The organism is Kitasatospora sp. NPDC002040 (assembly GCF_040296785.1).
Lineage (GTDB): Bacteria > Actinomycetota > Actinomycetes > Streptomycetales > Streptomycetaceae > Kitasatospora.
In genome coordinates, this window is the sequence record NZ_JBEOXV010000004.1 from 1 (window position 1) to 23,899 (window position 23,899).

General features: G+C 72.5%; 27 protein-coding genes. 17 read left to right on the plus strand and 10 right to left on the minus strand.

The features are described 5' to 3' along the window. Positions 1-104: 104 nt before the first annotated feature. The gene (locus ABT118_RS13115; RefSeq protein WP_350667337.1) at positions 105-524 is read right to left on the minus strand and encodes a hypothetical protein; all 420 of its coding nucleotides are present in this window, start codon (positions 522-524) and stop codon (positions 105-107) included. Positions 525-708: 184 nt separating this feature from the next. Between ABT118_RS13115 and ABT118_RS13120 the strand changes: the two genes are divergently transcribed. Continuing rightward, the gene (locus tag ABT118_RS13120; protein WP_350667344.1) at positions 709-1,728 is read left to right on the plus strand and encodes an ATP-binding cassette domain-containing protein; all 1,020 of its coding nucleotides are present in this window, start codon (positions 709-711) and stop codon (positions 1,726-1,728) included. Continuing rightward, positions 1,725-2,546: an ABC transporter permease gene (locus ABT118_RS13125; RefSeq protein ID WP_350667352.1), complete on the plus strand. Its 822-nt coding sequence runs from the start codon at positions 1,725-1,727 to the stop codon at positions 2,544-2,546. The genes ABT118_RS13120 and ABT118_RS13125 overlap by 4 nt, the downstream gene beginning before the upstream one ends. A 3-nt stretch (positions 2,547-2,549) precedes the next feature. Here the strand turns inward: ABT118_RS13125 and ABT118_RS13130 are convergent, their stop codons facing one another. After that, entirely contained in the window at positions 2,550-5,861 is a 3,312-nt protein-coding gene (locus tag ABT118_RS13130; RefSeq protein WP_350667357.1) for an ATP-binding protein, read from the minus strand. Between the two features lie 147 nt (positions 5,862-6,008). Here ABT118_RS13130 and ABT118_RS13135 point away from each other — a divergent pair, with 147 nt between their 5' ends. Further along, entirely contained in the window at positions 6,009-6,824 is an 816-nt protein-coding gene (locus ABT118_RS13135) for a site-2 protease family protein (RefSeq protein ID WP_350667361.1), read from the plus strand. A 98-nt stretch (positions 6,825-6,922) separates the two neighbouring features. Here ABT118_RS13135 and ABT118_RS13140 read toward each other — a convergent pair whose 3' ends face one another. Together ABT118_RS13140 and npdG are read right to left on the minus strand one after the other, a co-directional pair. Beyond that, positions 6,923-7,126, minus strand: coding sequence for a hypothetical protein (locus ABT118_RS13140; RefSeq protein WP_350667364.1), 204 nt, complete (start codon positions 7,124-7,126; stop codon positions 6,923-6,925). A 114-nt stretch (positions 7,127-7,240) separates the two neighbouring features. Then, positions 7,241-7,927 (minus strand): NADPH-dependent F420 reductase, encoded by a 687-nt coding sequence (npdG, locus tag ABT118_RS13145; protein WP_350667368.1) that lies wholly within the window; start codon positions 7,925-7,927, stop codon positions 7,241-7,243. Positions 7,928-7,975: 48 nt separating this feature from the next. On the opposite strand from npdG, the gene ABT118_RS13150 reads away from it, so the two are divergent. Both ABT118_RS13150 and ABT118_RS13155 read left to right on the plus strand, forming a co-directional pair. Then, positions 7,976-8,569, plus strand: a complete 594-nt coding sequence (locus tag ABT118_RS13150; RefSeq protein ID WP_350667372.1) for a hypothetical protein — start codon at positions 7,976-7,978, stop codon at positions 8,567-8,569. A 43-nt stretch (positions 8,570-8,612) separates the two neighbouring features. Beyond that, positions 8,613-9,923 (plus strand): MFS transporter, encoded by a 1,311-nt coding sequence (locus ABT118_RS13155; protein ID WP_350667377.1) that lies wholly within the window; start codon positions 8,613-8,615, stop codon positions 9,921-9,923. 7 nt (positions 9,924-9,930) lie between these two features. On the opposite strand, the gene ABT118_RS13160 is transcribed toward ABT118_RS13155, so the two are convergent. Further along, on the minus strand, positions 9,931-10,170 hold the full coding sequence (locus ABT118_RS13160) for a hypothetical protein (protein WP_350667381.1): 240 nt from the start codon (positions 10,168-10,170) through the stop codon (positions 9,931-9,933). Between the two features lie 115 nt (positions 10,171-10,285). Here ABT118_RS13160 and map point away from each other — a divergent pair, with 115 nt between their 5' ends. Then, positions 10,286-11,131 (plus strand): type I methionyl aminopeptidase, encoded by an 846-nt coding sequence (map, locus tag ABT118_RS13165; protein ID WP_350667388.1) that lies wholly within the window; start codon positions 10,286-10,288, stop codon positions 11,129-11,131. Positions 11,132-11,203: 72 nt separating this feature from the next. Here map and ABT118_RS13170 read toward each other — a convergent pair whose 3' ends face one another. Then, positions 11,204-11,908: a bifunctional DNA primase/polymerase gene (locus ABT118_RS13170; RefSeq protein WP_350667393.1), complete on the minus strand. Its 705-nt coding sequence runs from the start codon at positions 11,906-11,908 to the stop codon at positions 11,204-11,206. A gap of 446 nt (positions 11,909-12,354) precedes the next feature. Here ABT118_RS13170 and ABT118_RS13175 point away from each other — a divergent pair, with 446 nt between their 5' ends. Further along, the gene (locus ABT118_RS13175; protein ID WP_350667396.1) at positions 12,355-12,570 is read left to right on the plus strand and encodes a DUF8847 domain-containing protein; all 216 of its coding nucleotides are present in this window, start codon (positions 12,355-12,357) and stop codon (positions 12,568-12,570) included. A gap of 46 nt (positions 12,571-12,616) precedes the next feature. Here the strand turns inward: ABT118_RS13175 and ABT118_RS13180 are convergent, their stop codons facing one another. Beyond that, the gene (locus ABT118_RS13180) at positions 12,617-13,192 is read right to left on the minus strand and encodes a PadR family transcriptional regulator (protein WP_350667402.1); all 576 of its coding nucleotides are present in this window, start codon (positions 13,190-13,192) and stop codon (positions 12,617-12,619) included. 217 nt (positions 13,193-13,409) lie between these two features. Here ABT118_RS13180 and ABT118_RS13185 point away from each other — a divergent pair, with 217 nt between their 5' ends. Both ABT118_RS13185 and ABT118_RS13190 read left to right on the plus strand, forming a co-directional pair. Next, positions 13,410-13,793, plus strand: coding sequence for a hypothetical protein (locus ABT118_RS13185; protein WP_350667406.1), 384 nt, complete (start codon positions 13,410-13,412; stop codon positions 13,791-13,793). Positions 13,794-13,853: 60 nt separating this feature from the next. Further along, a complete protein-coding gene (locus tag ABT118_RS13190) occupies positions 13,854-14,048 on the plus strand; it encodes a hypothetical protein (protein WP_350667409.1) in 195 nt (64 codons plus the stop codon). A gap of 61 nt (positions 14,049-14,109) precedes the next feature. Here the strand turns inward: ABT118_RS13190 and ABT118_RS13195 are convergent, their stop codons facing one another. After that, positions 14,110-14,667 carry a hypothetical protein gene (locus tag ABT118_RS13195; protein WP_350667412.1) on the minus strand — a complete coding sequence of 186 codons (558 nt, stop codon included), beginning with the start codon at positions 14,665-14,667 and terminating at the stop codon, positions 14,110-14,112. Positions 14,668-14,789: 122 nt separating this feature from the next. Continuing rightward, on the minus strand, positions 14,790-15,101 hold the full coding sequence (locus ABT118_RS13200; RefSeq protein ID WP_350667417.1) for a hypothetical protein: 312 nt from the start codon (positions 15,099-15,101) through the stop codon (positions 14,790-14,792). Between the two features lie 677 nt (positions 15,102-15,778). Between ABT118_RS13200 and ABT118_RS13205 the strand changes: the two genes are divergently transcribed. The 5 genes from ABT118_RS13205 to ABT118_RS13225 all read left to right on the plus strand — a co-directional run bounded on the left by ABT118_RS13205 (position 15,779) and on the right by ABT118_RS13225 (position 18,587). Then, on the plus strand, positions 15,779-16,126 hold the full coding sequence (locus ABT118_RS13205; protein ID WP_350667422.1) for a DoxX family protein: 348 nt from the start codon (positions 15,779-15,781) through the stop codon (positions 16,124-16,126). Positions 16,127-16,170: 44 nt separating this feature from the next. Next, positions 16,171-16,542: a hypothetical protein gene (locus ABT118_RS13210; protein ID WP_350667426.1), complete on the plus strand. Its 372-nt coding sequence runs from the start codon at positions 16,171-16,173 to the stop codon at positions 16,540-16,542. Between the two features lie 161 nt (positions 16,543-16,703). Beyond that, complete coding sequence (locus ABT118_RS13215; RefSeq protein ID WP_350667429.1) at positions 16,704-17,567, plus strand: hypothetical protein; 864 nt, start codon at positions 16,704-16,706, stop codon at positions 17,565-17,567. Continuing rightward, positions 17,561-18,139 (plus strand): bactofilin family protein, encoded by a 579-nt coding sequence (locus ABT118_RS13220; protein WP_350667434.1) that lies wholly within the window; start codon positions 17,561-17,563, stop codon positions 18,137-18,139. Before ABT118_RS13215 ends, ABT118_RS13220 begins: the two co-directional genes overlap by 7 nt. A 49-nt stretch (positions 18,140-18,188) precedes the next feature. Further along, positions 18,189-18,587, plus strand: a complete 399-nt coding sequence (locus tag ABT118_RS13225) for an ACT domain-containing protein (RefSeq protein ID WP_350667439.1) — start codon at positions 18,189-18,191, stop codon at positions 18,585-18,587. 43 nt (positions 18,588-18,630) lie between these two features. Here the strand turns inward: ABT118_RS13225 and ABT118_RS13230 are convergent, their stop codons facing one another. Next, positions 18,631-20,094, minus strand: coding sequence for a CBM96 family carbohydrate-binding protein (locus ABT118_RS13230; RefSeq protein WP_350667447.1), 1,464 nt, complete (start codon positions 20,092-20,094; stop codon positions 18,631-18,633). 265 nt (positions 20,095-20,359) lie between these two features. Here ABT118_RS13230 and ABT118_RS13235 point away from each other — a divergent pair, with 265 nt between their 5' ends. From ABT118_RS13235 to ABT118_RS13245, 3 genes are all read left to right on the plus strand, one after another. Next, a complete protein-coding gene (locus tag ABT118_RS13235; protein ID WP_350667452.1) occupies positions 20,360-21,619 on the plus strand; it encodes an MFS transporter in 1,260 nt (419 codons plus the stop codon). Then, positions 21,616-22,605, plus strand: a complete 990-nt coding sequence (locus ABT118_RS13240; RefSeq protein WP_350667455.1) for a TolB-like translocation protein — start codon at positions 21,616-21,618, stop codon at positions 22,603-22,605. The genes ABT118_RS13235 and ABT118_RS13240 overlap by 4 nt, the downstream gene beginning before the upstream one ends. A 197-nt stretch (positions 22,606-22,802) precedes the next feature. Then, positions 22,803-23,888, plus strand: coding sequence for a glycoside hydrolase family 19 protein (locus ABT118_RS13245; RefSeq protein WP_350667461.1), 1,086 nt, complete (start codon positions 22,803-22,805; stop codon positions 23,886-23,888). Positions 23,889-23,899 lie beyond the last annotated feature (11 nt).

A 23,899-nucleotide genomic window follows, 5' to 3' on the forward strand; every position in this document is an offset into this window, starting at 1 on the left:
TTTTAGTCTCTGGTTTAGAGCCGTGTGATATACCGACCTACTTGGGCGGGGCGGTGCGGGGCCCCCCCCACCGCCCTTCCTCATGTCACGTCACCGACGCGTCGTCAGCAGGCGATCGGCAGGTCCAGCGTCACCGGGGTGTTGGCCCACGGGTAGGACGCGACCGAGAACGAGGCGTGCACGGTCGAGCCGCACGGCACGGTGCCGCCGACGCCGCGCACCTGGATGGTGGCCGAGTTGAAGTTGCGGTAGCCCTGGACGCTGCCGAGCGAGGCGCCGCCGACGATCCCGCCGGACAGGTTGACGATCAGCTCCTTGGACTGCGGGCCCGGGCCCGGCAGGCTGACCTGGCCGTACAGCTGGACCTGGTCGCCGGTGACCTCGGCGCAGACCTTGGTGGAGAGGCCCGACTGCAGGGCCGAGGGACCACAGGTGACGGTGGTCGCAGTGGTGGTGGCCGAAGCCGGGGTGGCGGCGAGCGCCAGGCCGGCCACGCCGGCGGCGACGAGAAGCTTGCGGAACATGGAAGTCCCTCCCTCTGGAACAGCGCGCAAGGCCCCACGCCGAGCGCTACTGCAATGTGATATTTCACTATACCCGTGAATCTGAGTGGCCGTCAGGTTGAACAGCGGATCACCTGTCAGCGACCTGTCGGTGCCGACAGCGGGCTGACAGCGGCGTGACAGCGGGCCCCGCCACGCTGATGCCATGAACCGAAACGACACCGTCCCGAACGACCGGGGGCTCAGCGGCACGAACGCCGTCGAGGTACGAGGCATCGTCAAGCACTACGGGGAGACCAAGGCGCTGGACGGCGTCGACCTGACCGTCCGCCAGGGCACCGTGCTCGGCGTGCTCGGCCCGAACGGCGCGGGCAAGACCACCCTGGTCCGGGTCCTCTCCACCCTGATCAAGCCGGACGCCGGCACCGCCTTCGTCGGCGGCTACGACGTGCTGCGGCAGCCGAAGCAGCTGCGCCGCACCATCGGCCTCACCGGCCAGTACGCCTCGGTCGACGAACTGCTCTCCGGGTACGAGAACCTCTACCTGATCGGCCGCCTGCTCGACCTGCCCGCCAAGCAGGCCAAGGCCAGGGCCACCGAGCTGCTGGAGCGCTTCTCGCTCACCGAGGCCGCCAAGCGCCCGGCCAAGACCTACTCCGGCGGCATGCGCCGCCGGCTCGACCTGGCCGCCTCGATGATCGGCAGCCCCAAGGTGCTCTACCTGGACGAGCCGACCACCGGCCTGGACCCGCGCACCCGCAACGAGGTCTGGGACGAGGTGCAGCGGATGGTGTCCGAGGGGGCCACCGTGCTGCTCACCACCCAGTACATGGAGGAGGCGGAGCAGCTCGCGAACGAGCTGACCGTGATCGACCGGGGCCGGGTGATCGCCAACGGCCGGGTGGCCGACCTCAAGGCCCAGGTCGGCGGCCGGACCCTCCAGGTCCGCCCGGTGCACCCGGCCGAGCTGCCCGAGATGGCCCGCTGCCTGCACGAGACCGGCCTGACCGGCGTCACCTTCTCGGCCGACACCGGTCTGCTCTCGGTCCAGCTCACCGACGACGAGCAGCTCACCACCGTGGTCGGCGTGCTCGGCTCGCGCGGCTTCGGCATCGCCGGTATCGACACCAAGCTGCCCAGCCTGGACGAGGTCTTCCTGACCATCACCGGCAAGCCCGGCGCCGCCCCCACCGTCCCGACCCTGGAGAAGGAGGCCGTGGCATGAGCGCCGCCACCCTCAGCCCCGCGACCGTGCCCCTGACCACCGACGACGTCCGGATCGGCCCCCGGGCCGCGCTGCGGCACATCGGCGCGCTGACCCGCCGCAACCTGATGCGGATCAAGGCCGACCCGGAGTCGATGCTCGACGCCCTGCTGGTGCCGATCATCTTCACCGTGCTGTTCGTCTACGTGTTCGGCGGGGCGATGTTCCCCACCCGGCAGGAGTACATCCAGTACATGATCCCCGGTCTGCTCGGCACCACCGGGCTGAACCTGGCGATGGCCGTCGGCACCGGGCTGAACAGCGACTTCCAGACCGGCGTGATGGACCGCTTCCGCACCCTGCCGATCGGCCGGTCCGCGGTACTGGTCTCCAAGATGGCCGCCGAGCTGCTGCGCGGGCTGGTGTCCTTCACCATCCTGATCAGCTTCTCGATGATCCTCGGCCTGGAGATCAAGACCGGTGTGCTGCAACTGCTCGGCGCCGTCGGCCTGTCCCTGCTGTTCGGCATGTCGATCGTCTGGATCTCGATGCTGCTGGGCATGGCGCTGCGCAGCGCGCAGGCCGTCCAGGGCGTCTCGATGCTGGTCATCATGCCGCTCCAGTTCGGCAGCTCGATCTTCGCCCCGACCGGCACCATGCCGGGCTGGCTGCAGACCTTCACCGAGTACAACCCGCTCTCCGCGCTGGCCGACGCCTGCCGCAGCCTGATCAACGGCGGGGCGCTCACCCACTCGGTCACGATCGTGCTGGTCTGGTCGGTGGGCATCACCGCCATCACCGCGCCGCTGGCGGTGGCCCGCTTCCGCAAGCGGACCTGAGCCTCATCCCAGCTCTCCGGCCCGGTCCAGCAGGGCGGCGGTCTCGGTCAGCCCGAGAGCGCCGCCCTCGGCGTGCGCGGCCAGGTACTCGGCCTCGCCCAGCATCGCCCGGGCGGTCGCCTCGGACTCCTCCCGCTCCTGCCGTTCGATGAAGGTGCCGCGCGGGCCGTGCAGGTTGTCGTGGGCGCCGAGCAGCACCGCGCCGAGCCGGGCGATCCGCAGGTCGTCCCGCATCCCGGCCACGATCAGCAGGGTGCCGGTGAACGCGGGCAGCAGCAGCACCGTCATGTGCTCGGCGAACACCCCGGCCGCACCGTCGACCCGCCGCATCTGCCGCCGGCCCTGCCGGAGCAGCGCCAGCGCACCGTCCGGATCGCCCGACCGGGCCACCACCCAGCTGCGGATGCAGACCAGCAGGCCGACGAAGACCTCGGGCACCAGCGGGCCGAGCATCTGCCGGTGCTCCATCAGGTGGTCCAGCCTGGCCAGCGCCTCGGGGTACTCGCCCCGGCGGGCGTGCACCGAGCAGAGCACCAGATTGCCGAACAGCTGGGCCCCGTCCGCCGACTGGTTGCCCGGCACCACCTCGGCCAGCGCGGCCCGCACCACCGCCTCGCCGCGCTCCGGGTCGGTCTGCAGGATCGACTCCCCCAGCCGGACCTTCAGCATCGGCACCTCGTGGTGCGCGCCCAACTGCTCGGCCAGCTCGATCGACTGACGGTACGTCCGCACCGCCCCCTCAGCGTCCCCCAGGTTGCTCATCGCCTCCGCCTGCGCGGCCAGCGCCTCGGACCGGCCCCACTTGTCGCCGAGCCGGGTGAAGATCTCCAACGCCTCCGCGCTGTCCAGGGTGGCCTGCGGCAGACCGCCGACCCAGTCGTTCATCATCCGGGCCCGGACCTGCAGCACGAACGCCAGGTCGCTCTCCCGGCCGTGCACCCTGGCACCCGCCACCGCACCGTCCAGCAGGCCCTTCAGGCTGTCCATCTGGCCGGCCAGGAAGGCGGCGAACACCCGCAGCAGCACCGGGAAGCGGAACGCCTGCGGCAGGTCCGGGGTGTAGACCTCCAGCACCCGCCGGGCCAGCCGGATCGCGTCGGTCTCGCCGAGCTGCTCCATGTTCCCGGCGAAGATGGTGACCAGCTTGAACAGCTGGACCTGCCGCCGGGCCTCGGCCACCATGTCCTCGGACATCGGCAGCGGCCGGTCCAGCGGGCCCTCGGTGAGCGGGACGGGCGCGGGGGCGCCCTCGGCGAAGGCGTCGGGGCCGAGCGCGCCGATCTCCACGTACCAGCCCTCGGCCTCGGTCCGGTAGTCCCGCAGCTGCCAGAACCAGCCCATCCCGAGCGCCAGGACCAGCGCCTCCTGCTCCTCGCCCCGGTCGATCGCCCGGCGGATCGCGGCCCGGATGTTGTCCTGCTCCCGCTCCAGCAGGTCCAGCACGGCCAGCTGCTCGGGGCCGTGCACCCGCAGGTCGGCGTTGCGCACCAGCTCGCGGTAGTGCCGGATGTGACGCAGCGCCACCTCCGGCTCGTCCGCCTCGGCCAGCCGCTCCCCCGCGTACTCCAGGATGGTCTCCAGCATCCGGTAGCGCGGGTGCTCGCCCAGCCCGGCCACCAGCAGCGACTTGTCCACCAGCGAGAGCAGCAGGTCGGCGACCTCCTCCCGGGGCACCTCCACCTCGTCGGCACAGACCTGCTCGGCGTCCTCCAGGGTGCAGCCGCCCGCGAAGACCGCGAGCCGGCGCAGCACGGCGCGCTCCCGCTTGCCCAGCAGGTCCCAGCTCCAGTCCACCACCGCGCGCAGGGTCTGCTGCCGCGGCAGCAGGGTCCGCGAACCGGCCGTGAGCAGGGCGAACCGGCCGTCCAGCCGGTCCGCCAGCTGACGCGGGGTCAGGCCGCGCAGCCGGGCCGCGGCCAGCTCGATGGCCAGCGGGAGGCCGTCCAGACGGCGGCAGATCTCGGCGCAGGCGTCCGGATCCTCGGCCGGGTCGAAGCCCGGGCGGGCGGCGGCGCCGCGCTCGGCCAGCAGCCGCAGCGCGACCTGGCCGGGCAGCGGCTCAACCGGGATCATCACCTCGCCGGGCACACCGAGCGGCTCCCGGCTGGTGGCCAGCACGGTCAGGCCGGGGCACTCGGCGAGCAGTTGGTCGGTCAGGTCGGCGGCGGCCTGGATCAGGTGCTCGCAGTTGTCCAGCACCAGCAGCATCCGGCGCTGCGCGCAGTGCTCGACTATCCGGCGGACCGGGTCGTGCACCCGGGCCACCTCGGCGACCGTGCCACCGGTGTGCAGCACGGTCTCGCGCAGCCCGAGCGCGGAGAGCACCGCGCCGGGGGTGGCGGCCGGGTCCTCCAGCGGGGCCAGCTCGACCAGCCAGACCCCGTCCGGCCACCTGCCGTCGGCCTGTTCGGTGAGCGCGGCCTCGACCGAGAGCCGGGTCTTGCCGGAGCCGCCGGGGCCGGTCAGGGTGGTCAGCCGGCCCGCCGCCAGCGCGGCCTTGACCCCCGTCAGGTCCTCGCTCCGGCCGACGAAGCTGGTCCGCCGCGGGCGCAGGTTGCCGGTGCTGCGGCGCTGCTCCCGGACGGTCTGCGGGGCGGGCTCCCCACCGTCCAGCAGCTCCCGGTGCAGGGTGCGCAGCGCTTCGCCGGGGTCGGTGCCGAGCTGGTCGGCCAGCGCGCGCCTGATCCGCTCGTACTGCTGGAGCGCCTCGGCGGTGCGGCCGCCGTCGCGCAGCGCGCGGATCAGCAGCGCGGCGAGCGGCTCGTCCAGCGGCCGGTTCTCGCACAGCTCGGCGAGTTCGGCGGTCACCCCGGCGGCCCGGCCGAGGGCCAGCTCGGCGGCGATCCGGTCGCGCCGGGTCTCGTCCCGCTGGGCCTCCAGCCGGACGGCGGAGCCGCCCCGGTCCGGCAGGTCGGCCAGCGCCGGGCCGCGCCAGAGGGCGAGGGCGGCGGTCAGCCGTTCGGCGGCCGGCCCGTGGTCGTCCGCCCCGGCCGCCCGGCGACCCTCGGCGGCCAGCCGCTGGAACTCGGTCAGGTCGCTGTCCGGCGTGGTCAGCCAGTACCCGGCGGGCCCGGAGCCGACCTGCTCCCGGCCGATCGTGCGGCGCAGCCGGCCGACCAGGGTCTGCAGCGCGGCGGCCGAGTCCTGCGGCGGGTCGGCGCCCCAGACCTCGTCCACCAGCAGGTCGGCCGGGACGGGGCGGCCCTGGCGCAGCACCAGCGCCGCGAGCAGCGCGCGCAGCCGCGCACCGCCCAGCGGTACGGGGGTGCAGTCGTCGAGGTGGGCGGTGGTGGTTCCGAGGATGCCGTAGTGCACCCGCCCATTCTGGGTGACGCCGGGCCCCGGGTACGCCCGGAACTGCTGTCCCGGGCGGTCCGTTCACCCAGCACGCCTTGTCCGGCCCCGGCCGGACCCGGCATGATCGACCGTCGGACCGTCCCCACGCATCGGAGCCACCCCGTCATGACCTTCGCCGAAACCCAGCGCTCGCGTCGCGAGGACCGCCGGATCAGTCCGGTGTTCTGGGTACTCCTCGCGACCCTCGGCACGGCCGGCTGGGCGGTGGCCACCGGGTACGGCAGCGCCCGGTTCGGCATCTTCCTGTTCGTGGTGGCGGGCTGGATGGTCTCGCTCTGCCTGCACGAGTACGCGCACGCCCGCACCGCGCTGCACAGCGGCGACATCTCGGTCGGCGCCAAGGGCTACCTGACGCTCAATCCGCTGAAGTACACCCACGCCCTGCTGAGCTTCGTCCTCCCGGTGGTCTTCGTGATCCTCGGCGGCATCGGCCTGCCCGGCGGCGCGGTCTACATCGAGCGGCACCGGATCCAGGGCCGGCTCAAGCACAGCCTGATCTCGGCGGCCGGGCCGCTGGTGAACGTGCTCTGCGCGGCGGTGCTGCTGATCCCGGTCGGCGCGGGCTGGCTCGACAACCCCTCGGTCCACGCCGAGCTGGGCGGCCGGGAGCTCTCGGTCTCGCCGCTGGCCGCCGCGCTCGGCTTCCTCGGCATGCTCCAGATCAGCGCCGCCCTGCTCAACCTGCTGCCGGTGCCCGGCCTGGACGGCTACGGCATCGTCGAGCCCTGGCTCTCGCCGAAGACCCGGCTCGCGGTGCAGCCGTTCGCCCCGTACGGCCTGCTGGCGGTGTTCATCCTGCTCTGGCAGTCCGAGGTGAACCGCTGGTTCTTCGACCTGGTGTACTCGGTGGTCGAGCTGTTCGGCGTCAATCCGGCGCTCAGCCAGCTCGGCGGCTACCTGTTCCGGTTCTGGGAGAACTAGGGCCGCTCTTTCGGGTCACGTCGGATCAGCGGGCGTCGTTGGGCAAGGAGGGCGCGTGCCCCGGCGACGCCCGCCCGACGTGATCCGAAAGAGAGGCCCTAGGCCTCCTGGGCGGATTCCCGGGCCAGTGCGGCGGCCTTGGCCTGGCGGGCGCGGCGCAGGTGGTACCAGGCGATGTTGCTGAAGACGCCGGCCATCAGCACCCAGATCAGCCCCAGCCAGCGGCCCTGGACGAGCGAGACCACGGCGGCGACCACCGCGAGCAGACAGACGATCGAGGCGAACAGGGCGTTGCGGGGCATGGCGCGGGACTCCTAGGGCCGGGAACGGTCGACCCATTCTCGCCGACCGCCCCGGGCGTCCCCGACGGGGTCCCGTCGGCCGGTACTCGGACGTCTGCGCTCAGACGTCCGTGCTCAGACGTCGGTGATGCGGATGCCCGCGTGGGCCTTGTAGCGACGGTTGACCGAGATCAGGTTGGCCACCAGCGACTCCACCTGGTGGGCGTTGCGCAGCCGGCCCGCGAAGATGCCGCGCATGCCGGGGATCCGGTCGGCCAGCGCCTGCACCAGGTCGGTCGCCTCCCGGTCCTCGCCGAGCACCAGCACGTCGGTGTCGATCCGCTCGATCGACTCGTCCTGCAGCAGCACCGCCGAGAGGTGGTGGAAGGCGGCGGTCACCCGGGAGTCCGGCAGCAGGGCGGCGGCCTGCTGGGCGGCGCTGCCCTCCTCCGGCTTGAGGGCGTACGCACCCTGCTTGTCGAAGCCGAGCGGGTTGACGCAGTCGACCACGATCTTGCCCGCCAGCTCCTCCCGCAGGGCGGAGAGGGTGTCCGCGTGGCCGTCCCACGGCACCGCGACGATCACGATGTCGCTGTCCCGGGCGCAGCCCGCGTTGTCCGTGCCCCGGACACCGAGGCCGAGTTCGGCGGCCGCCGCCTCCGCGCGCTCGGCCGTCCGGGAACCGATCACGACCTGCTGGCCGGCCTTGGCCAGCCGGAAGGCCAGCCCACGCCCCTGGTCCCCGGTGCCGCCCAGGACGCCGACCACCAGACCGGAGACGTCGGGGAGGGCGGGCTTGGTCACTGATTCGTGGGTAGTCATGCCGAAGATCCTGCCAAAGGGCCCCGGCCTGCTCCATCCTCTAGCCCCATGGACGCGGTGAGAGTTTCAGCACTACGCGAGCAACTGGCCGGCACCGGCTGGCCCGAGTCCGCCCTGGTCTTCGCCGGAGCGCTGCGCCGATCGGTCGGCCGCCGTACCGCCCGGGGCCTGCTGCTGGTCGGCACCGAGGCCTACGAACCCTGGCACCTGGCCGCCCACCTGGACGAGGAGGCCACCCGCTCGGGGGTCGCCCGGTTGGCCCCGACCCTGCTGCGGCACCGGGTCGAGCCCGGCGCGCCCGCCCATCTCTCGTACGGCCTGCGGGGCCTGACGGAGGCTCGGCGGGGCGCGACCGTGCTGCTGGTGGCGCCCGCCGCGGCGGAGGCGCCGCTGCTGGAGCGGGTGCAGGACGCCCGGCGCAGCGGGGCCACCGTGCTCGCGCTGGACTCCGGTGACTCGGAACTGACCGGCCTGGCCCACGAGCGGCTGACCGTCCCGGTCGCGGACCCGGCCGCGGCCCTGCTCGCGGCGGAGCCGTTCGAGCTGGTCCAACACCTCGTCAGCTCCGCCACGGGATCGCCCGGCTCCCGGCTGGCCCGGCTGGCCGAGCGGCTGGCCGGCCCCCCGGTCGCGCACTGGTAATTCGTTTGCCCTGCTCCGGCGCGCCGCCGCAGGATGGCTCCTCGTGACTTCGCACCCCTCCCGCTGGCAGCGGATACGCCCCGACCTGACGCCGTGGCGGTCCTCCAAGGACTTCCGCCTGCTCTGGAGCTCGGGGTGCATCTCCGCCTTCGGCAGCTTCCTCACCTACGTCGCGGTGCCGCTGCAGATCAAGGAGTTGACCAACTCCTCGTTCGCGGTCGGCCTCATCGGCGCGGTCGAACTCGTCCCGCTGATCGTCTTCGGCCTCTGGGGCGGCGCCCTCGCCGACGCACTGGACCGGCGCAAGCTGGTGCTCTTCTCCGAGGCCGGGCTGCTGCTGCTCTCCGGCCTGCTGCTGCTCAACGCGCTGCTGCCCAGCCCGGTGCTCTGGCCGATCTACCTGGTGGCCGGCCTGGTCGCCGCCGTGGACGGGCTCCAGCGCCCGGCCCTGGACTCGCTCACCCCGAGGATCGTCGCGCACGACCAGCTGACCGCCGCCTTCGCGCTCAACTCGCTGTACCGCAACGCCGCCTCGGTCGCGGGCCCGGCCCTGGCCGGCGTGATCGTCGCGGTGGCGGGCGTGCAGACCGCGTACGCGCTGGACGTGCTCACCTTCGGCGTCTCGCTGCTGCTGCTCGCCCGGATCCGGGCTGTCCCGCCGTCGACCGGCGCGGAGAAGCCCTCGCTGGGCACGATCGTCACCGGCATCAAGTACGCCTGGGGCCGCCGCGACCTGCTGAGCACGTACGCCATCGACACCTGCGCGATGCTGTTCGCCTTCCCGGTGGCGATCTACGCCTTCTGGGCCTCGGACCTGCGCGCCGACTGGGCGCTCGGCCTGATGTACGGCGCGACCGCCGCCGGTGCGCTGGTGGTCTCGGCCACCAGCGGGTGGACCTCCGCCGTCCACCGGCACGGCCGGATGCTGGTGCTGTCCGCACTGGGCTGGGGCGTCGCGATCGCGCTGGCCGGGTTCGTCGGCAACATCTGGCTGGTGCTGCTCTGCCTGGCCGCCGCCGGCGGCGCCGACCAGATCAGCGGCATCGCCCGCTCGACCATCTGGAACCAGTCCATCCCGGACGAGCTGCGCGGCCGGCTGGCCGGGGTCGAGCTGCTCAGCTACTCGGTCGGCCCCCAGCTCGGCCAGGTCAGGGCGGGCGGCATGGCCGGCCTGGTCGGCGTCCGGGGCTCGGTCTGGATGGGCGGGCTCGCCTGCGTGGCGGGCGTGATCGGGCTGACCGCCGCCGTGCCCCGGCTGCTGCGCTACGACGACCGGACGGACGAGAACGTCGCCCTGGTCCGGGCGCAGCACGAGGCCGCGGCGGCCGCGCGTCAGGCGGCCGCGGCCGCCTGACGGCCGGTCAGGAGTCCTTCTGCCCGGGCTCCCCGGCGCTGCCGTCGCCGTTGTTCCAGCGCGGGTCCTGCTGCCACTCGCGGTTGCGCTCGGCGGCGGTCTCCAGCGCCTGCCCGGCCTCCTCGCGGCTGGCGTACGGGCCGAGCCGGTCCTTGGCGGGGCACTCCGGGCCCTCCTCGACCTTGGCGTGCTTGATGCAGTAGAACCACTCGCCGGGCTTGCCGGTCGGCTTGCCGCGTCCGAACACCGTCTGCTCCCTCCGTCGCCGGCGCCGTTGCCGGCGCCCTGGGACGATCATGCCCCGTCCCGGCGTTCGCACGCACAGCCGGGTCCTCGGGGGCCCGGCCGATAGACTCGCGGCCATGGCTCTCGTTCCCGGCATCCAGTCCCCCATCCGCAAGGTCCCCGCGCACATCCCGCGCCCGGAGTACGTCGGCAAGCCCAAGCCGACCCCGTACACCGGGCCCGAGGTGCAGACCGCGGAGACCATCGAGAAGATGCGGATCGCCGGCCGGATCGCCGCCCAGGCGATGGCCGAGGCCGCCAAGCTGATCGCGCCGGGCGTGACCACGGACGAACTCGACGCGGTGGCCCACGAGTACATGTGCGACCACGACGCCTACCCGTCCGACCTCGGCTACCGGGGCTTCCCCAAGTCGGTCTGCACCTCGATCAACGAGGTGATCTGCCACGGCATCCCGGACTCGACCGTGCTCCAGGACGGCGACATCGTCAACATCGACGCCACCGCCTTCATCCACGGGGTGCACGGCGACCTGAACGCCACCTACTTCTGCGGCGACGTGGACGAGGAGTCCCGGCTGCTGGTCGAGCGCACCCGGGAGTCACTCGACCGGGCGATCAAGGCCGTCAAGCCGGGCCGTCAGATCAACGTGATCGGCCGGGTGATCGAGTCCTACGCCAAGCGCTTCGACTACGGCGTGGTGCGCGACTTCACCGGCCACGGGATCAACACCTCGTTCCACTCCGGCCTGATCGTCCCGCACTACGACAGCGAGCGGGCCACCGAGGTGATCAAGACCGGGATGACCTTCACCATCGAGCCGATGCTCACCCTGGGCACGTACGACTACGACATCTGGGCCGACGGCTGGACGGTCGTCACCAAGGACCGCAAGCGGACCGCCCAGTTCGAGCACACCCTGGTGGTCACCGCCGACGGCGCCGAGATCCTGACGCTGCCCTAGTCCCTGCTCGGTCCCTGAACGTGAGCGGGCCCCGGGCGGATCTCCGCCCGGGGCCCGCTCGCGTGGTCCGGCTCAGCCGATCAGCCACTGCTCCTCGGCGACCGCGCCCACCTCGGTGCAGGCGTCGGTCAGCACGTCGAGCACCCGGAGCGCGTCCGGGAGGGCGTACTCCGGGCCGCGCAGCCAGCGCACCTCGGTCCCGTCCGGCAGCGCGGCCGGGGGGAGCAGGGTGTAGGAGCCGCGGCAGTGCCAGCGCAGGCCGGGGTGCTCCGACATGGTGTCGGGCGTGCTGTCCAGCACGCTCGGCCACCACTCGTCCTCGTCCACGGGGGTGCCCCGGGTCGCGGTGAAGAAGAGGTAGCGGTCCTCGCCGACGGCGGCCACCGGGCCGTGCACGCCGAGCGCGTCGAGCCGCTCCAGTGCCAGCACGCCGGCCTCGGCCGGGACGTCCAGCACGTCGTGGGCGCGGCCGGTGGCGGTGATGAAGTTGGCCTGCGGATCGCGGGACAGCCAGCGGGCCAACTGCTCCGGATCGACCGTGGCCTGGGACTGCCAGGCGAACGAGACGGGGTGCTGGGCCGGCGCCGGACAGCCGACCCGGTCACACGAACATCGGTGCCCCGCCGGGTGCGCGGCCGGTGCCAGCGGGAAACCCGCACGCACCGCGCCGAGCAGCAGATCCAGTCGACCCGCCGCGTCCACCCCGTTCGCGGCCGTGACACGCTCGCGCTCCCGCCGCTGCCACCATGTGGTCCACCTGCTGCTGCTGGTTTCCATCGGGCCCCTTCCGCACCTGCTGTAGCTGCCGTGCCTGGTGTGACACAGCGACCGACGCAACATCCGACGCAACACCGGAGCCCGCCCCGTTGCTTCCCCGAGGACGCGGTTGGTCCGGCAGCTTCGCCGAAGGCCGGAGCCGGGGTTGCCGGACGGCCGAACGCCCGGGGGCACGGTACGGGTCACATGAGTCGGAAAACTCGGTGGGCGGGCGCGTCGCGCGCACCTCACCCGGCCCGTACGAGGGCCCGCCGACCCGGGAATCCCCGGGGGCGTACAGAGCAGGATAAGGGTGTCGGGGGGGCCGATCCGACCGGGGGGAGTGCTGCGCTGGTCACACCGGCTCCCGACGCCCTCCCGACACCCTTCACATCCCCGCCCCACCGCGCGCACCCCGGCCACCCGCACGTACCCGGACCAGCCCGGCTCCCCCGTAGGGTGGAGCCGTGAGAAGCGCGGACACGGAATTCCACGGCGGCCCCCTGGACGGGCGGGTGCTCCCCATCGCCCTGACCCCGTTCAGCAACATCCCCAAGACCTACCGGGTCCCGGTCCCCGCCCACGGCGACACCCCCGCCGCCACCCTGGTCTACCACCGGGCCAAGGAGTACGACCCCAAGGGCCGCTGGCGCTGGCGGTACGAATACGAGCCCGAGGCCTGACGCCCGCCTGACGCCCGTCTGACGCCTCTTCGGCCCGGACGCCGGGTCAGTCGCTCTCGGCGAGGATCAGGTACAGCTTCTTCCGGGCGTCGTTGAGCACCGCCAGGCCCTTGGCCCGCTGCTCCTCCGTGCCCGTGGTCATCACCTGGCGGATCGCCTGGTCGACCGCCCCGAGGGCCTGGCCGACCTCCTGGACGGACTCCCAGCCGAGCCCGCGCCCGGCCGTCTCCTCCCACGGCGACGCCGAACCGCCCGCCGCCTCGGCCCGACCGGCCTCGGTCAGCTCGAACAGCCGCTTCCCGGAAACCTCCTGACCCTTGATCAGGCCTTCCTCCTCCAGCAGCTGCAGGGTCGGGTACACCGACCCCGGGCTCGGCCGCCAGGCCCCGCCCGTCCGCTCGCCCAGCTCGGTGATCATCTCGTACCCGTGCATCGGCCGCTCCGTCAGTAGCGCCAGCAACGACACCCGGACATCGCCCCGCCGCGCCCGCCCCCCACGCCGCCCGTGCCCGGGAAACCCCCGCCCCCCATGCCCGAACGGAGGCCCGCCGAACGGACCACCCGGAGGCCGCCCGAACCCACCGAACGCCTCACGCTCCTCACGCCACTCCCACCTGCGCATCCCACTCACCGCTCTCTCAGTCGTACTATCTCGATACTTCGACGATATATCGCTACCTATCGCTCGTCAACGGATTCGGTTGCGGCTCCGACGAGGGCGCCGGTGCAGGCGGGGCGAAATCCGGTGGGTCCGGGCGATCAGGGTGTGGGCGCGGTTGCCGTTAGTGTTTGCTGCTGAACGAGGGGGTCGCTTGTCACCTGAAACAGCAGCGGCGGGGATGAAGGGGATCACGTTTCCTGCCTGGCACGGCAAGCACTACGTGACCCTGGCGGAGCTGCTGGTCCGCCTCGGGAGCTTCGGCCTGGGCCTGAGGTGGCGCGTCGAGTTCGACGAGATCGTCGATCCACGTTGCGTCGAGATGGAGAGGAAGTCTGCCGACGGCGGCATGGACACCTTGACGCTGCTGTCGCTGACGACGCCCTTCCTCCAGCTGATCGACGCTGAGGCACGTGGGTTCGCCGCGGACAAGGTCATGGTCGTTCTGACCGAAGTGGACAGCTCGTTGTGGGACGTCAGGGCGGTCGACGAGCGCGTACTCGACGAACTTCGCCGCCAATATCCCGGGGCAACGGACCTAGGCGCAGCGGCTTCGCCGCAGTAGCGGGGCCGTTTCTGGTGGGGCCACTGTCAGAGGCCGGGGGCGCTCGTAGATGATGTTGTCGTGACGAACCGCATCAGTGCCCTGATCTCGATCTTCGGTGTGGCCGCCGGCGTAGTGCTGGTCGTCCTGGCGGTCCAGCAGTACCGGTCCGGAGCATCGGTCCTCTGGCTCGCGGCCGGTGCTTTGATCTTCCTCTGTGCCCTGTTCGCCCTCGTTCGGGACGTGAAGCGGCTCCGCACCGGACCGACGGCCTGACCATCGGCACCGGGCGCACTTCGGTGAGACGCCGTCAGAGTTCCGTACGTTGTCGCGCGGGTCAGGACAGCGGCTGCCCGCCGCGGCCGGTGCGGCGGACACCGCGCGGCGAGAACGTCATCGGGCCGATCCAGCCCCGGCGGACCTGGGCGACCTGGGAGGGCAGCGGGGTCACCGGGTCCAGGGCGCGCCCGCGTGACCAGTTCGCGAAGAGGCCCTCGGTGGTCTCGACAGCGGACACCACCATGGTCACCTGACGGCCGTCGTCGTCCCAGGTGTTCCAGAGCGCCCATCCCTCCGGCCGGGCTTCGACACCGATACGCGCGCACGCCTGCTCGTAGTCGTCGTCCACTCCCGTCGGCATGACCCCGGGCTTCAGCACCGTGGCGCCGACCAGCCTGACCAGGGGGCGGTCCTCCTCCACGCAGCCGTCACCGTCGAAGTGGTAGCTTCGCAGGGCCCGGGCGAGGGCGTTGATGCTGCGTCGGAGCGGTGTCGCGTCCTCCGGGTCGGGGTCGAACGAGAGCCAGTCCTCGTTGGATGCCTCGACCGTGACCAGGTACGCGAGACGCTCGATCTCCCGCAGGTGGTCCGGATCGCTGAGTTCAGGTGTGGGCATGGCGGGCAGTCTCGCACCGGAACACCCCACCGGCACAAGCATTTTCGCCGGATTCCGAAGGGCCGCACGAGTGCCCCGGCGAGCACCACAGCGACGTTCCAGGCGAACGTCACCGACGGAACCTAGCCGCACCGGCCTCTGAGCTCCTGGGTGTCCGAGTTGATCCAGCCGATCACTTCGTTCGGATCGGCCATGACCTCGCCGATCAACCGGGATCGGTACTCCCCGAAGTCGGCGGACAGCCGCTGGAGTGCCGGGCCGACGGCGTTCCCGTTGGCTCTGAACCAGGCCCCCGTCAGGTCGTGGCGTGCCTGGAGGGCTGCGTCGGCCCGGCTGTAGGTGGTGGTCCCGGCATCGTGCTGATACCTGGTCAGGGCCGCCTCCGCCTCGTCGCAGCCTGCGGCCCGGAGGGTCGGCAACGGCGGTGCGGGCACCGGGGCCGGCGTAGGGGTGGGTACGTGCGGCGAGGGCGTGCCGGTATGAGGCGGGGGCGTCGGAGTCGGCGGCGGGCTGGGAGTCGGGCTCGGTGTCGGGCTGGGCGGCTCGGGTGTCGGAGTGGGTGACCCGGGGCCGCTGGTGGTCGGGGTGGCGGTCGGCGGCTGCGGGGTCCAGCTGCCGGCCGCAGGGACCACCGGGCCCACGTGCGCCTGCGGTGGCGGGTCGGGCGGCAGGAGGTAGGCCACCAGCGCCACCACGGCGGCCGCCGCACCCGCGAGCGCGCCGATCGCGGCCCAGTTGGGACCAGCCGACGGCGGACCAGCCCACGGCGGACCACCCGACGGCGGGCCGCTCGGTGGGTCTGCGGGCGGTGGTGTCGATCCGTTCCCCGTCATGCCGCCCATCGTGACCCGACCGGTCCGCGCCGGTCCAGACCGCGGCGGCTGAACGTTCTGAAGGCCGAACTCCCCTCACTGACGGAGGATTTCAGTGCCTTCGCAGCACACCAGTGGGCAGGCGCCCCCGCGCGGCGAGCCCCGGGTCATCGACCGCGGGACGGTGATCGAAAAGTTTTTTCGGCCGTCCGGTCACACTCGTGCGCCCCGGCGAGTCATTGCAGTGAGAGGCATCGGAGCAACCCCGCTCCGGACGCCACCTGTTGAGGAGCCCACTGATGAACACCGCCCACGTCGTCGTCACCGTCCTGGCCGCCCTGATGTCGGGCTACTCGGGCGCCGCCCTGCTGACCCGGGCGCAGTGGGTGGTGCAGATCCTGGCCGAGTACAAGGTCCCGAGCGGCTGGTGGCCCTGGCTCGGTGCCGCAAAGGCGGCCGGCGCCCTGGGCCTGCTGGTCGGGCTCTTCGTCCCCGTCGTCGGCACCGCCGCCACCATCGGCCTGGCCCTCTACTACGGCGGCGCCGTGATCACCGTCGCCAGGGCCCGCTGGTACAGCCACATCCCGTTCCCGCTGGTCTACCTGGCCCCGGCCGTCACCGCCTACGCCCTCGGCCTCGCGGCCTGAACCGGTCGGTGGCCCCGACTTCGCCGGACTGGCAGGCTGTCTCCGTGGACACGGAGACACTCGGGGCGGACGACTACGAGTCGGTGCACCGGGCCGGCCGGCGGTTGGCGGCCCGGTACGGGCCGGTGACGCTCAACGCCATGATGGAGGCGTGGGAGGCGTCGGTGCAGGAGGTCGAGGAGGGGCTCGACGCCGAACTCCTTCTGGAGTACCCGCAGATGCTTCGCTGCCGGGCCTGGCTCGCCGAGGCGTGGCCCGAGTTCACCGAGCGGGTAAGGGCTGCGCAGCAGGCCCGCCTCGACGCCCTGGACGCCCGGTTCGCGCAGGCCACCACGCCCCTGCCCGGCCACCCGGACGACGCGAGGTGGCACTCCCGCCGACCGCTGCGGATCATCAACGGCCTTCCGCCGGAGTGACCCTGCGGGCCGGGACTCGACGTCGAGCGGGAGTCGGGCCCGGGCCCGGTCTGCTGATCACCGGCCTGCGCAGCGCACCTGAGCCTCGGCCACCCGCCTGACGGACCGTCAGTACGGCATGCCAGGCTGTCACCCACGGGGGTGACGAGGAGGGGTGGCGGATGGGGACGGCAGCGCTGGTCAGGGAGGCCCGACGGGTCGGGACGACGGTGGCCCGGCTGCGCGAACTGGGCGCCGGTGAGCCGGAGGTGGCCCGGGCGGTGGCCGGGCGGATCGGGCTGACGGCGGCGCTGGCGGAGGAGTTGGCGGTGCGGTGGGCCGGGGATCACGCGGGCATCGGCGTGCTGCGGACGCTGGCGGCCCAGCCGGCCACCGGTCCGGAGTGGCTGGCGCTGTTCGCGGTGCACCCCGACGAGCAGGTGCGGCGGGCGGTCGCGGCGCACCGGGCCACTCCCAAGCCGACCGTCCGCGCACTGGCGGCGGACAGCGCGGCCACCGTCCGCCGGGCGGTGGCGGCCCGGGAGCGGGTGCCCCGCCGGGTGGTACCCGCCCTGCTGGACGATCCGGCGGCCGAGGTACGGCTGGCGATGGCCCGCCGTCCCGGCGCCGATCCCACCCAGCTGCGGGTGCTCGCCGCCGATCCGGACCCGGAGGTCCGGGCCGCGGCCGCTGCCCATCGGCACACGCCCGGCGAGGCGTTGCTCACGCTGGCCGGTGACCCGGACCTGCTGGTGCTCGCCGCCCTGGCAGGGAACAGGTTCACTCCCGAGCCCGCACTCGGTGCCCTCACCGAGGCCGCTTGCCGGGGCTTAGCGGGCCGGGGCTTAGCCGGCCGGACGGAGCCCGGCAGCTCCGACCCCGGTCAACTCCCCCGCCAGATCGTCGACTCACTGCTGGAGAACGGCCGACTCCCCACTCCGCTGCTGGAGTTGTTCGCCGCCACCGAGGACCGGGGCCTGGCCGCCCGGGCCGCCCTGCTGCTGAAGGCCCGGGCCGAGCGGGCCGGGACGGAGCACCCGTGCTGACCACCTCCGCCTGGCGGGCGCGCTTCGACCGGCTGTCCGGTTCCGACTGGTACCTGCATGCCGGTGACCTGGTCGTCCCGGAGGACCTGGACCACGACATCGCCCTGGTGGTGGACGGCGACCTGACCGTGCACGGCTTCCTGGACGACCACGTCTCGGGCGCCGGCCTGCTGGTGGTGCTGGGCGATCTGACCGTCCGTGACCTGGTGTCCCGGGGGTCGGTGCACGTCACCGGTGACCTGCACGCCGAGGGGGTGGTGTACGGCTACGGCGGTGAGCACGTCCTCGAGGTGGGCGGCCTGGTGCACGCCCGCGCCCTGGTGCCGGCGGGCCGGTCCGCCGCCTACCGGCCTGGCGAGGTGGGCGTGGAGATCGACTCCCAACGCCCGACCAAGGTCCAACTCCGGTCCGCCCGTCGGCTGTTCGTTCCACAGGTCTACGACGGCGGGGCCCGGCGGGCCCGGGAGGGGAGGCCGCCGAAGCTCGAACGCCCCAGCTGCCGCCGGGTCCGGGCCAGACTGCACACGGGCAAGCCGCTCTTCCGCGAACCGGCCATCCACGAAACGCTCTGAGCCCGTGTCGTCCCAGCCCCATGGGTCCGGTCCGGCTAGCGTGGGTGCCATGGCCGGTGAGAGTGATCTGCGGAAACTGCTGAGCGGGATGCGCCCGGAGCTCAACCCCGGGCGGTACGTCTACTGCACCCTGTCGACCCGCGTCCCGGTCGGCCTGCAGCCGGTCGTCACGGTGGCGGAGCCCGAGGGGCCGACCGTGGTGGTGGCGCAGGAGGAGGCGGATGCGCTCGGCCTGCCCTACGAGTACGTGGCGGCCTGGATCACCCTGCGGATCCACTCGGCCCTGGAGGCGGTCGGTCTGACGGCGGCGGTGGCGGCCCGGCTGGCCGAGCACGGCATCAGCTGCAACGTGGTGGCGGGCTTCCACCACGACCACCTGTTCGTCGCGGCCGCCGACGCCGACCGTGCGGTCGCCGCGCTGGAGCAGTTGGCGGCCGAACAGCGCTGAGGCGCGGAGGCCGAAGGGCCTCCGCGCCTCAGCTGTCACCGCGTCAGTGGCAGTTCGCGGTGCCCTTGTCGTTGTAGGTCTTGCCCGCCTCGGGGACGAACTCCCAGTCGTAGCTGTTGGCGTGCAGGGTGAACTTCAGCACGCCGTGGGTGTCGCTGTTGCGGGCCTCGCTGTTGGCCTGGATGGTGCCGAAGCCGTAGAAGCCCGCACCGCCCATGCCCGCCACGAAGCTGCGGATGCCGCGCGCGTTGTCCAGGCCGCCGGCGGCGTTCTGCGGGGCGAAGCGCTCGTACTGGTGGTTGTGGCCGGTCACCACGACATCGGCGTTGGCGTCGTACAGCGCCTGGTAGAGCGGCTTGGTGCCGGGGGTCGGGGCGTGGTTGGAGCCCGAGGTGAAGAGCGGGTGGTGCCAGAGCGCCAGGGTGCAGGAGGTCGGGTTGGCGGCCAGGTCGGCGCGCAGCCACTGCTCCTGGGCCGAACCCGCCGACATGGCGACGTTGGAGTTCAGCGTGATGATGTGCCAGGTGCCGACGTTGTAGGAGTAGTACCCCTTGGCCGGGTCGCCCGCCGAGGCGCCGAAGTAGCTGTAGTAGCCGGTGGCGCCCGAGGTGTTGTAGTCGTGGTTGCCGGGGACGGGCCTGGTCCGGGACTTGAAGCGGCCCCAGGTCGGCTCGTAGTAGCTGTTGAACTCGCTCAGGGTGCCGTTGGTGTAGACGTTGTCGCCGGCCGTGAAGACGGTGCCGGGGATGTTGTCCAGCAGCTTGGCGGTCGCGGTGTCGCCGGAGCCGGAGTCCGCGATGTCGCCGGCGCCGACCAGCACCGGGTCACCGGCGGGCGGGGTCGAGGTGGACGGGCTGGGCGAAGGCGACGGCGAGGCCGAGCCCGACGGAGACGGGGAGACCGACGGCGACGGCGACGGCGACGGCGTGGTGCCGGTGGTGAGCACCAGCTGCGGCGCGTCCGCCCCGCTCTCCCGGGTGTCGTAGTAGGCGCCGTCCGAACTGCTGGAGCTGGCACCGAAGCTGAAGGTCCCGTTGCCCGTCACCACGGAGGTGACGTCGATCTCGTACCAGGTGTCCTTGCTGACCGAGCCGAGGGTGGCCAGGGTGGCGCCGTCGAGCGCGGGCTTGTTGTTCCAGGTGGTGCCGGTCTCGGTCCAGCTGGTGTTGGAGACGGCCTTGAAGACACCGCCCTTGCTGGCGCCGCTGTTCCCGCTGATCGAGCGGATCCGCAGCTTCGCCCCGGTGACCGGCGCGGTGACCCCGGCCACGGTGAACTTCAGGAAGGACTGCCGCACCGGCGAGTTGTCCACCACGAACTGGGTGGAGGTGCCGTAGTTGGTGGACGGCGTGCTGTCCTGGACATAGGTGTCGGCGACGGGAGTGAAGGTCGCGGTGGCCGCCGCCGCGCTCGGGGCGTTCGCGGTGAGCAGGGTCGCGGCGAGCGCGAAGGCTGTCAGGCCGGCGGCTCCCGCCGTCGCCGCTCGCCAGGTGTGACGCGTGCCCATCAGACGGTCCCTTCTGGGGGTGGTACCCGTGGCCCGTGCCGCGGGCGGGGAGAAACCTAGGGGTCCGGCGGAGCCGACCCGGCACGCGGAGATGAACAACCGAGGTGCACCGGATGAGGATTGGGCACCGTACACGTCAAGTCGTACTCGTACACCGGTTGTTCATCCGCCACACACCCACTGGTGCCCCGGACGCTGTTGTCCGGCTTCCGGTCCGGCCCCGACGATATGGAGCGCCCTGAGCCGCCGCCGGGAGGAGACCCCGTTGTACCTGTCCACGATCGGGCGGCCCCGCACCGGCGGAGCGCGCACCGGAGCCCGGATCGGCGCCAATGTGTTCGCGCTCGGCGCGGTCAGCCTGGTCACCGACGTCTCGGCCGAGATGGTGACCGCGATCCTGCCGATGTACCTGGTGCTCGGGCTCCAGCTCAGCCCGCTGGCGTACGGCATGATCGACGGCCTGAACACCGGCGCGACCGCCGTGCTGCGCCTGGTCGGCGGCTACCTGGCCGACCGGTTCCGGTCCCGCAAGGCGGTGGCCGGCACGGGGTACGCGCTCTCCGCGGTGGCCAAGCTCGGCCTGCTGCTGGCCGGCCGCTCGACCACCGGGATCGGCCTGGCGATCGCGGCGGACCGCTGCGGCAAGGGACTGCGCACCGCCCCCCGGGACGCGCTGATCACCCTCTCCACCCCGCCCGAGGCGCTCGGCCGCGCCTTCGGTGTGCACCGGGCGATGGACAGCTTCGGCGCCTTCCTCGGCCCGCTGGTGGCGATGGCGGTACTGGCCGCGGCCGGGCAGTCCTTCGACGCGGTCTTCGTCAGCAGCTGCTGCATCGGCGTGCTCGGGGTGGTCCTGCTGGTGCTGTTCGTCCGCGACCACCAGGACGAACTGCCGCGCACCCGGGAGAAGTTGGACGTCCGCGGTCTGCTCACGGCGGCACCGGTGCGCCGGCTCGCACTGGCCGCCGTACTGCTGGGCCTGGCCACCGTCGGCGACGGGTTCGTCTACCTGCTGCTGCAGCGGCGCGAGGACCTGGCGATCGGCTGGTTCCCGCTGCTCGCGGTCGGCACCAACCTCGGCTACCTGCTGCTGGCCGCACCGATCGGCGCCCTGGCCGACCGGGTCGGCCGGCTGCCGGTGATGGTGACGGGGTATCTGGCGCTGGCCGCCGTCTACCTGCTGCTGTTCGGCCCGGTCGGCGGCTGGCCGCTGCTGGTGCTCTCGCTCGGCCTGTACGGGTTCTTCTACGCCGCCACCGACGGGGTCCTGATGGCGCTGGCGGGGCCGGTGCTGCCGGAGCGGCTGCGCACCACCGGCATCGCGCTGATCCAGACCGGTCAGGCGCTCGCCTACCTGGCCTCCTCCGTACTCTTCGGCCTGGCCTGGCAGTTCGTCGGTCCCGCCACCGCGATCCGGCTGGCGGCCGGCTGCGTCGCGCTGGCGATCGTGGCCACCGCGGTCCTGCTGGTCCGCCTGCCCGGCGCCACCCGCACCGTCCGCACCGCCCCCGAGGACCTGCGGTGAACACTCGTGCTCGCATCCTGCTCGCCGGAGCCGTCGCCCTGCTGCTGGCCGCCGTCGCGGTCGGCTACGTCACCCTGGCCGCCGACCGCACCGCCGCCACCGGCCGCCCGGCCGGCGCCGCCCCGCTCAGCCTGGGCGCCGACGGCAGCCGGCTGCTGCTGGTCGGCGACCGCCGGCTGAGCAGCACCGCGCTGGCCGACCCGAACGGCCCCCGGCAGGTGGGCGAGCTGGAGTGCGTGCGCTCCTACGCGGCGGGCGGCACCGTGGTCTGCGCCCACCCCGACAGCCAGTGGTCGTACCGGATCCTGGTACTGGACCGGGACCTGACGGAGCGGAAGAGCATCCCGATCCCCGGCCTGCCGAGCCGGGCCCGGGTCTCGCCCGACGGCCGGATGGTCGCCTGGACCACCTTCGTCGGCGGCGACTCCTACAGCGGCGGCGGCTTCGCCACCCGGACCGGGATCTACGACACCGCGACCGGTGAACTGACCTCCTCACTGGAGGACTTCGCGGTCACCCGGGACGGTGCGGCCTACCGGTCGGCGGACGTGAACTACTGGGGCGTCACCTTCGGCGCGGACGACAACCGGTTCTACGCCACCCTCTCCACCGGCGGGAAGCGGTACCTGGTCGAGGGGGACCTGGCGGCGCGGACGGTGCGCACCGTCAAGGAGAACGTCGAGTGCCCCTCGCTCTCGCCCGACGGCACCCGGCTCGCGTTCAAGCAGGCGGTGGACGGCGACCCGGGCAAGGGCTGGCGGCTCTCGGTGCTCGACCTGGCCTCGCTGCAAGTGACCGCCACCGCCGAGACCGCCAGCGTGGACGACCAGGCGGCCTGGCTGGACGACCGCACACTCGCCTACACCGTCCGGGACAGCGGCGGAAACCCCGAGGTCCGGTCCACTGCGGCCGACGGATCGGGCACCCCGGCACTGCTGGTGGCCGGCGCCGAATCCCCTGCCGTCCTGCACCCGTCCGGACTCTGACGGTCCGTCAGCACAGCTGATCAGGCCGTATCCGAACTCCCGCATGCACTTGACAGGTGTAGACCACTGCGGTTGAGTCCCCTCACACAGTCCCGTACCGGCCCCGCTTCCCGGCGGGCCCCCCACCGGACGTATCTGTAGTCGATCGTGCGGCCCCCACCGCACGTAGGGGTGATGAAGTGTCGACAAAACGACTCATGGCTCTGCTCTCCGCGATGGTCATCGCGGTCGGCCTGGCCGTCCTGGTGCCCGCCGCCGCCTCGGCCGCGAGCTGCGCCACCGCGTACAGCTCCTCCGCCGTCTACGTCGGCGGCACCACCGCCTCGTACAACGGCCACAACTGGTCCGCCAAGTGGTGGACCCAGGGTGAGACCCCGAGCACCGGCGGCTCCGGCGTCTGGGCCGACCAGGGCGTCTGCGGCGGCGGGGGCGGCACCACGCCGACCCCGACCCCGACCACCGGCACCTGCAACTACCCGAACTGGGTGGCCGGCCAGACCTACACCACCGGCAGCGTCGTCAAGTACACCGACGGCAAGTACTACATCGCCGAGCACGACAACCCGGGCTACGACCCGGTGATCAGCACCTGGTACTGGGACCCGTACAACTGCACCGGCGGCGGCACCCCCACGCCGACGCCCACCGCGACCGTCAACCCGGGTGGATTCGTGGTCTCGGAAGCCCAGTTCAACCAGATGTTCCCGAGCCGGAACTCCTTCTACACCTACGCCGGCCTGGTCAACGCCCTGAGCGCCTACCCGGCGTTCGCGGCCACCGGCAGCGACACCGTGCGCAAGCAGGAGGCCGCGGCCTTCCTGGCCAACGTCAACCACGAGACCGGCGGCCTGGTCTACGTGGTCGAGCAGAACACCGCCAACTACCCGCACTACTGCGACACTTCGCAGTCGTACGGCTGCCCGGCCGGTCAGGCCGCGTACTACGGGCGCGGTCCGATCCAGCTGAGCTGGAACTTCAACTACAAGGCGGCCGGTGACGCGCTCGGCATCAACCTGCTGAACAACCCCAACCTGGTGCAGACCGACCCGGCCGTCGCCTGGAAGACCGGCATCTGGTACTGGATGACCCAGAACGGCCCCGGCACCATGACCCCGCACAACGCGATGGTCAACGGCGCCGGCTTCGGCGAGACCATCCGCAGCATCAACGGCTCGCTGGAGTGCAACGGCGGCAACCCCGCCCAGGTGCAGAGCCGGATCAACGCGTACCAGAACTTCGTCGGGATCCTCGGCACGGTGGCCGGCTCGAACCTGAGCTGCTGATCTGAGCTACT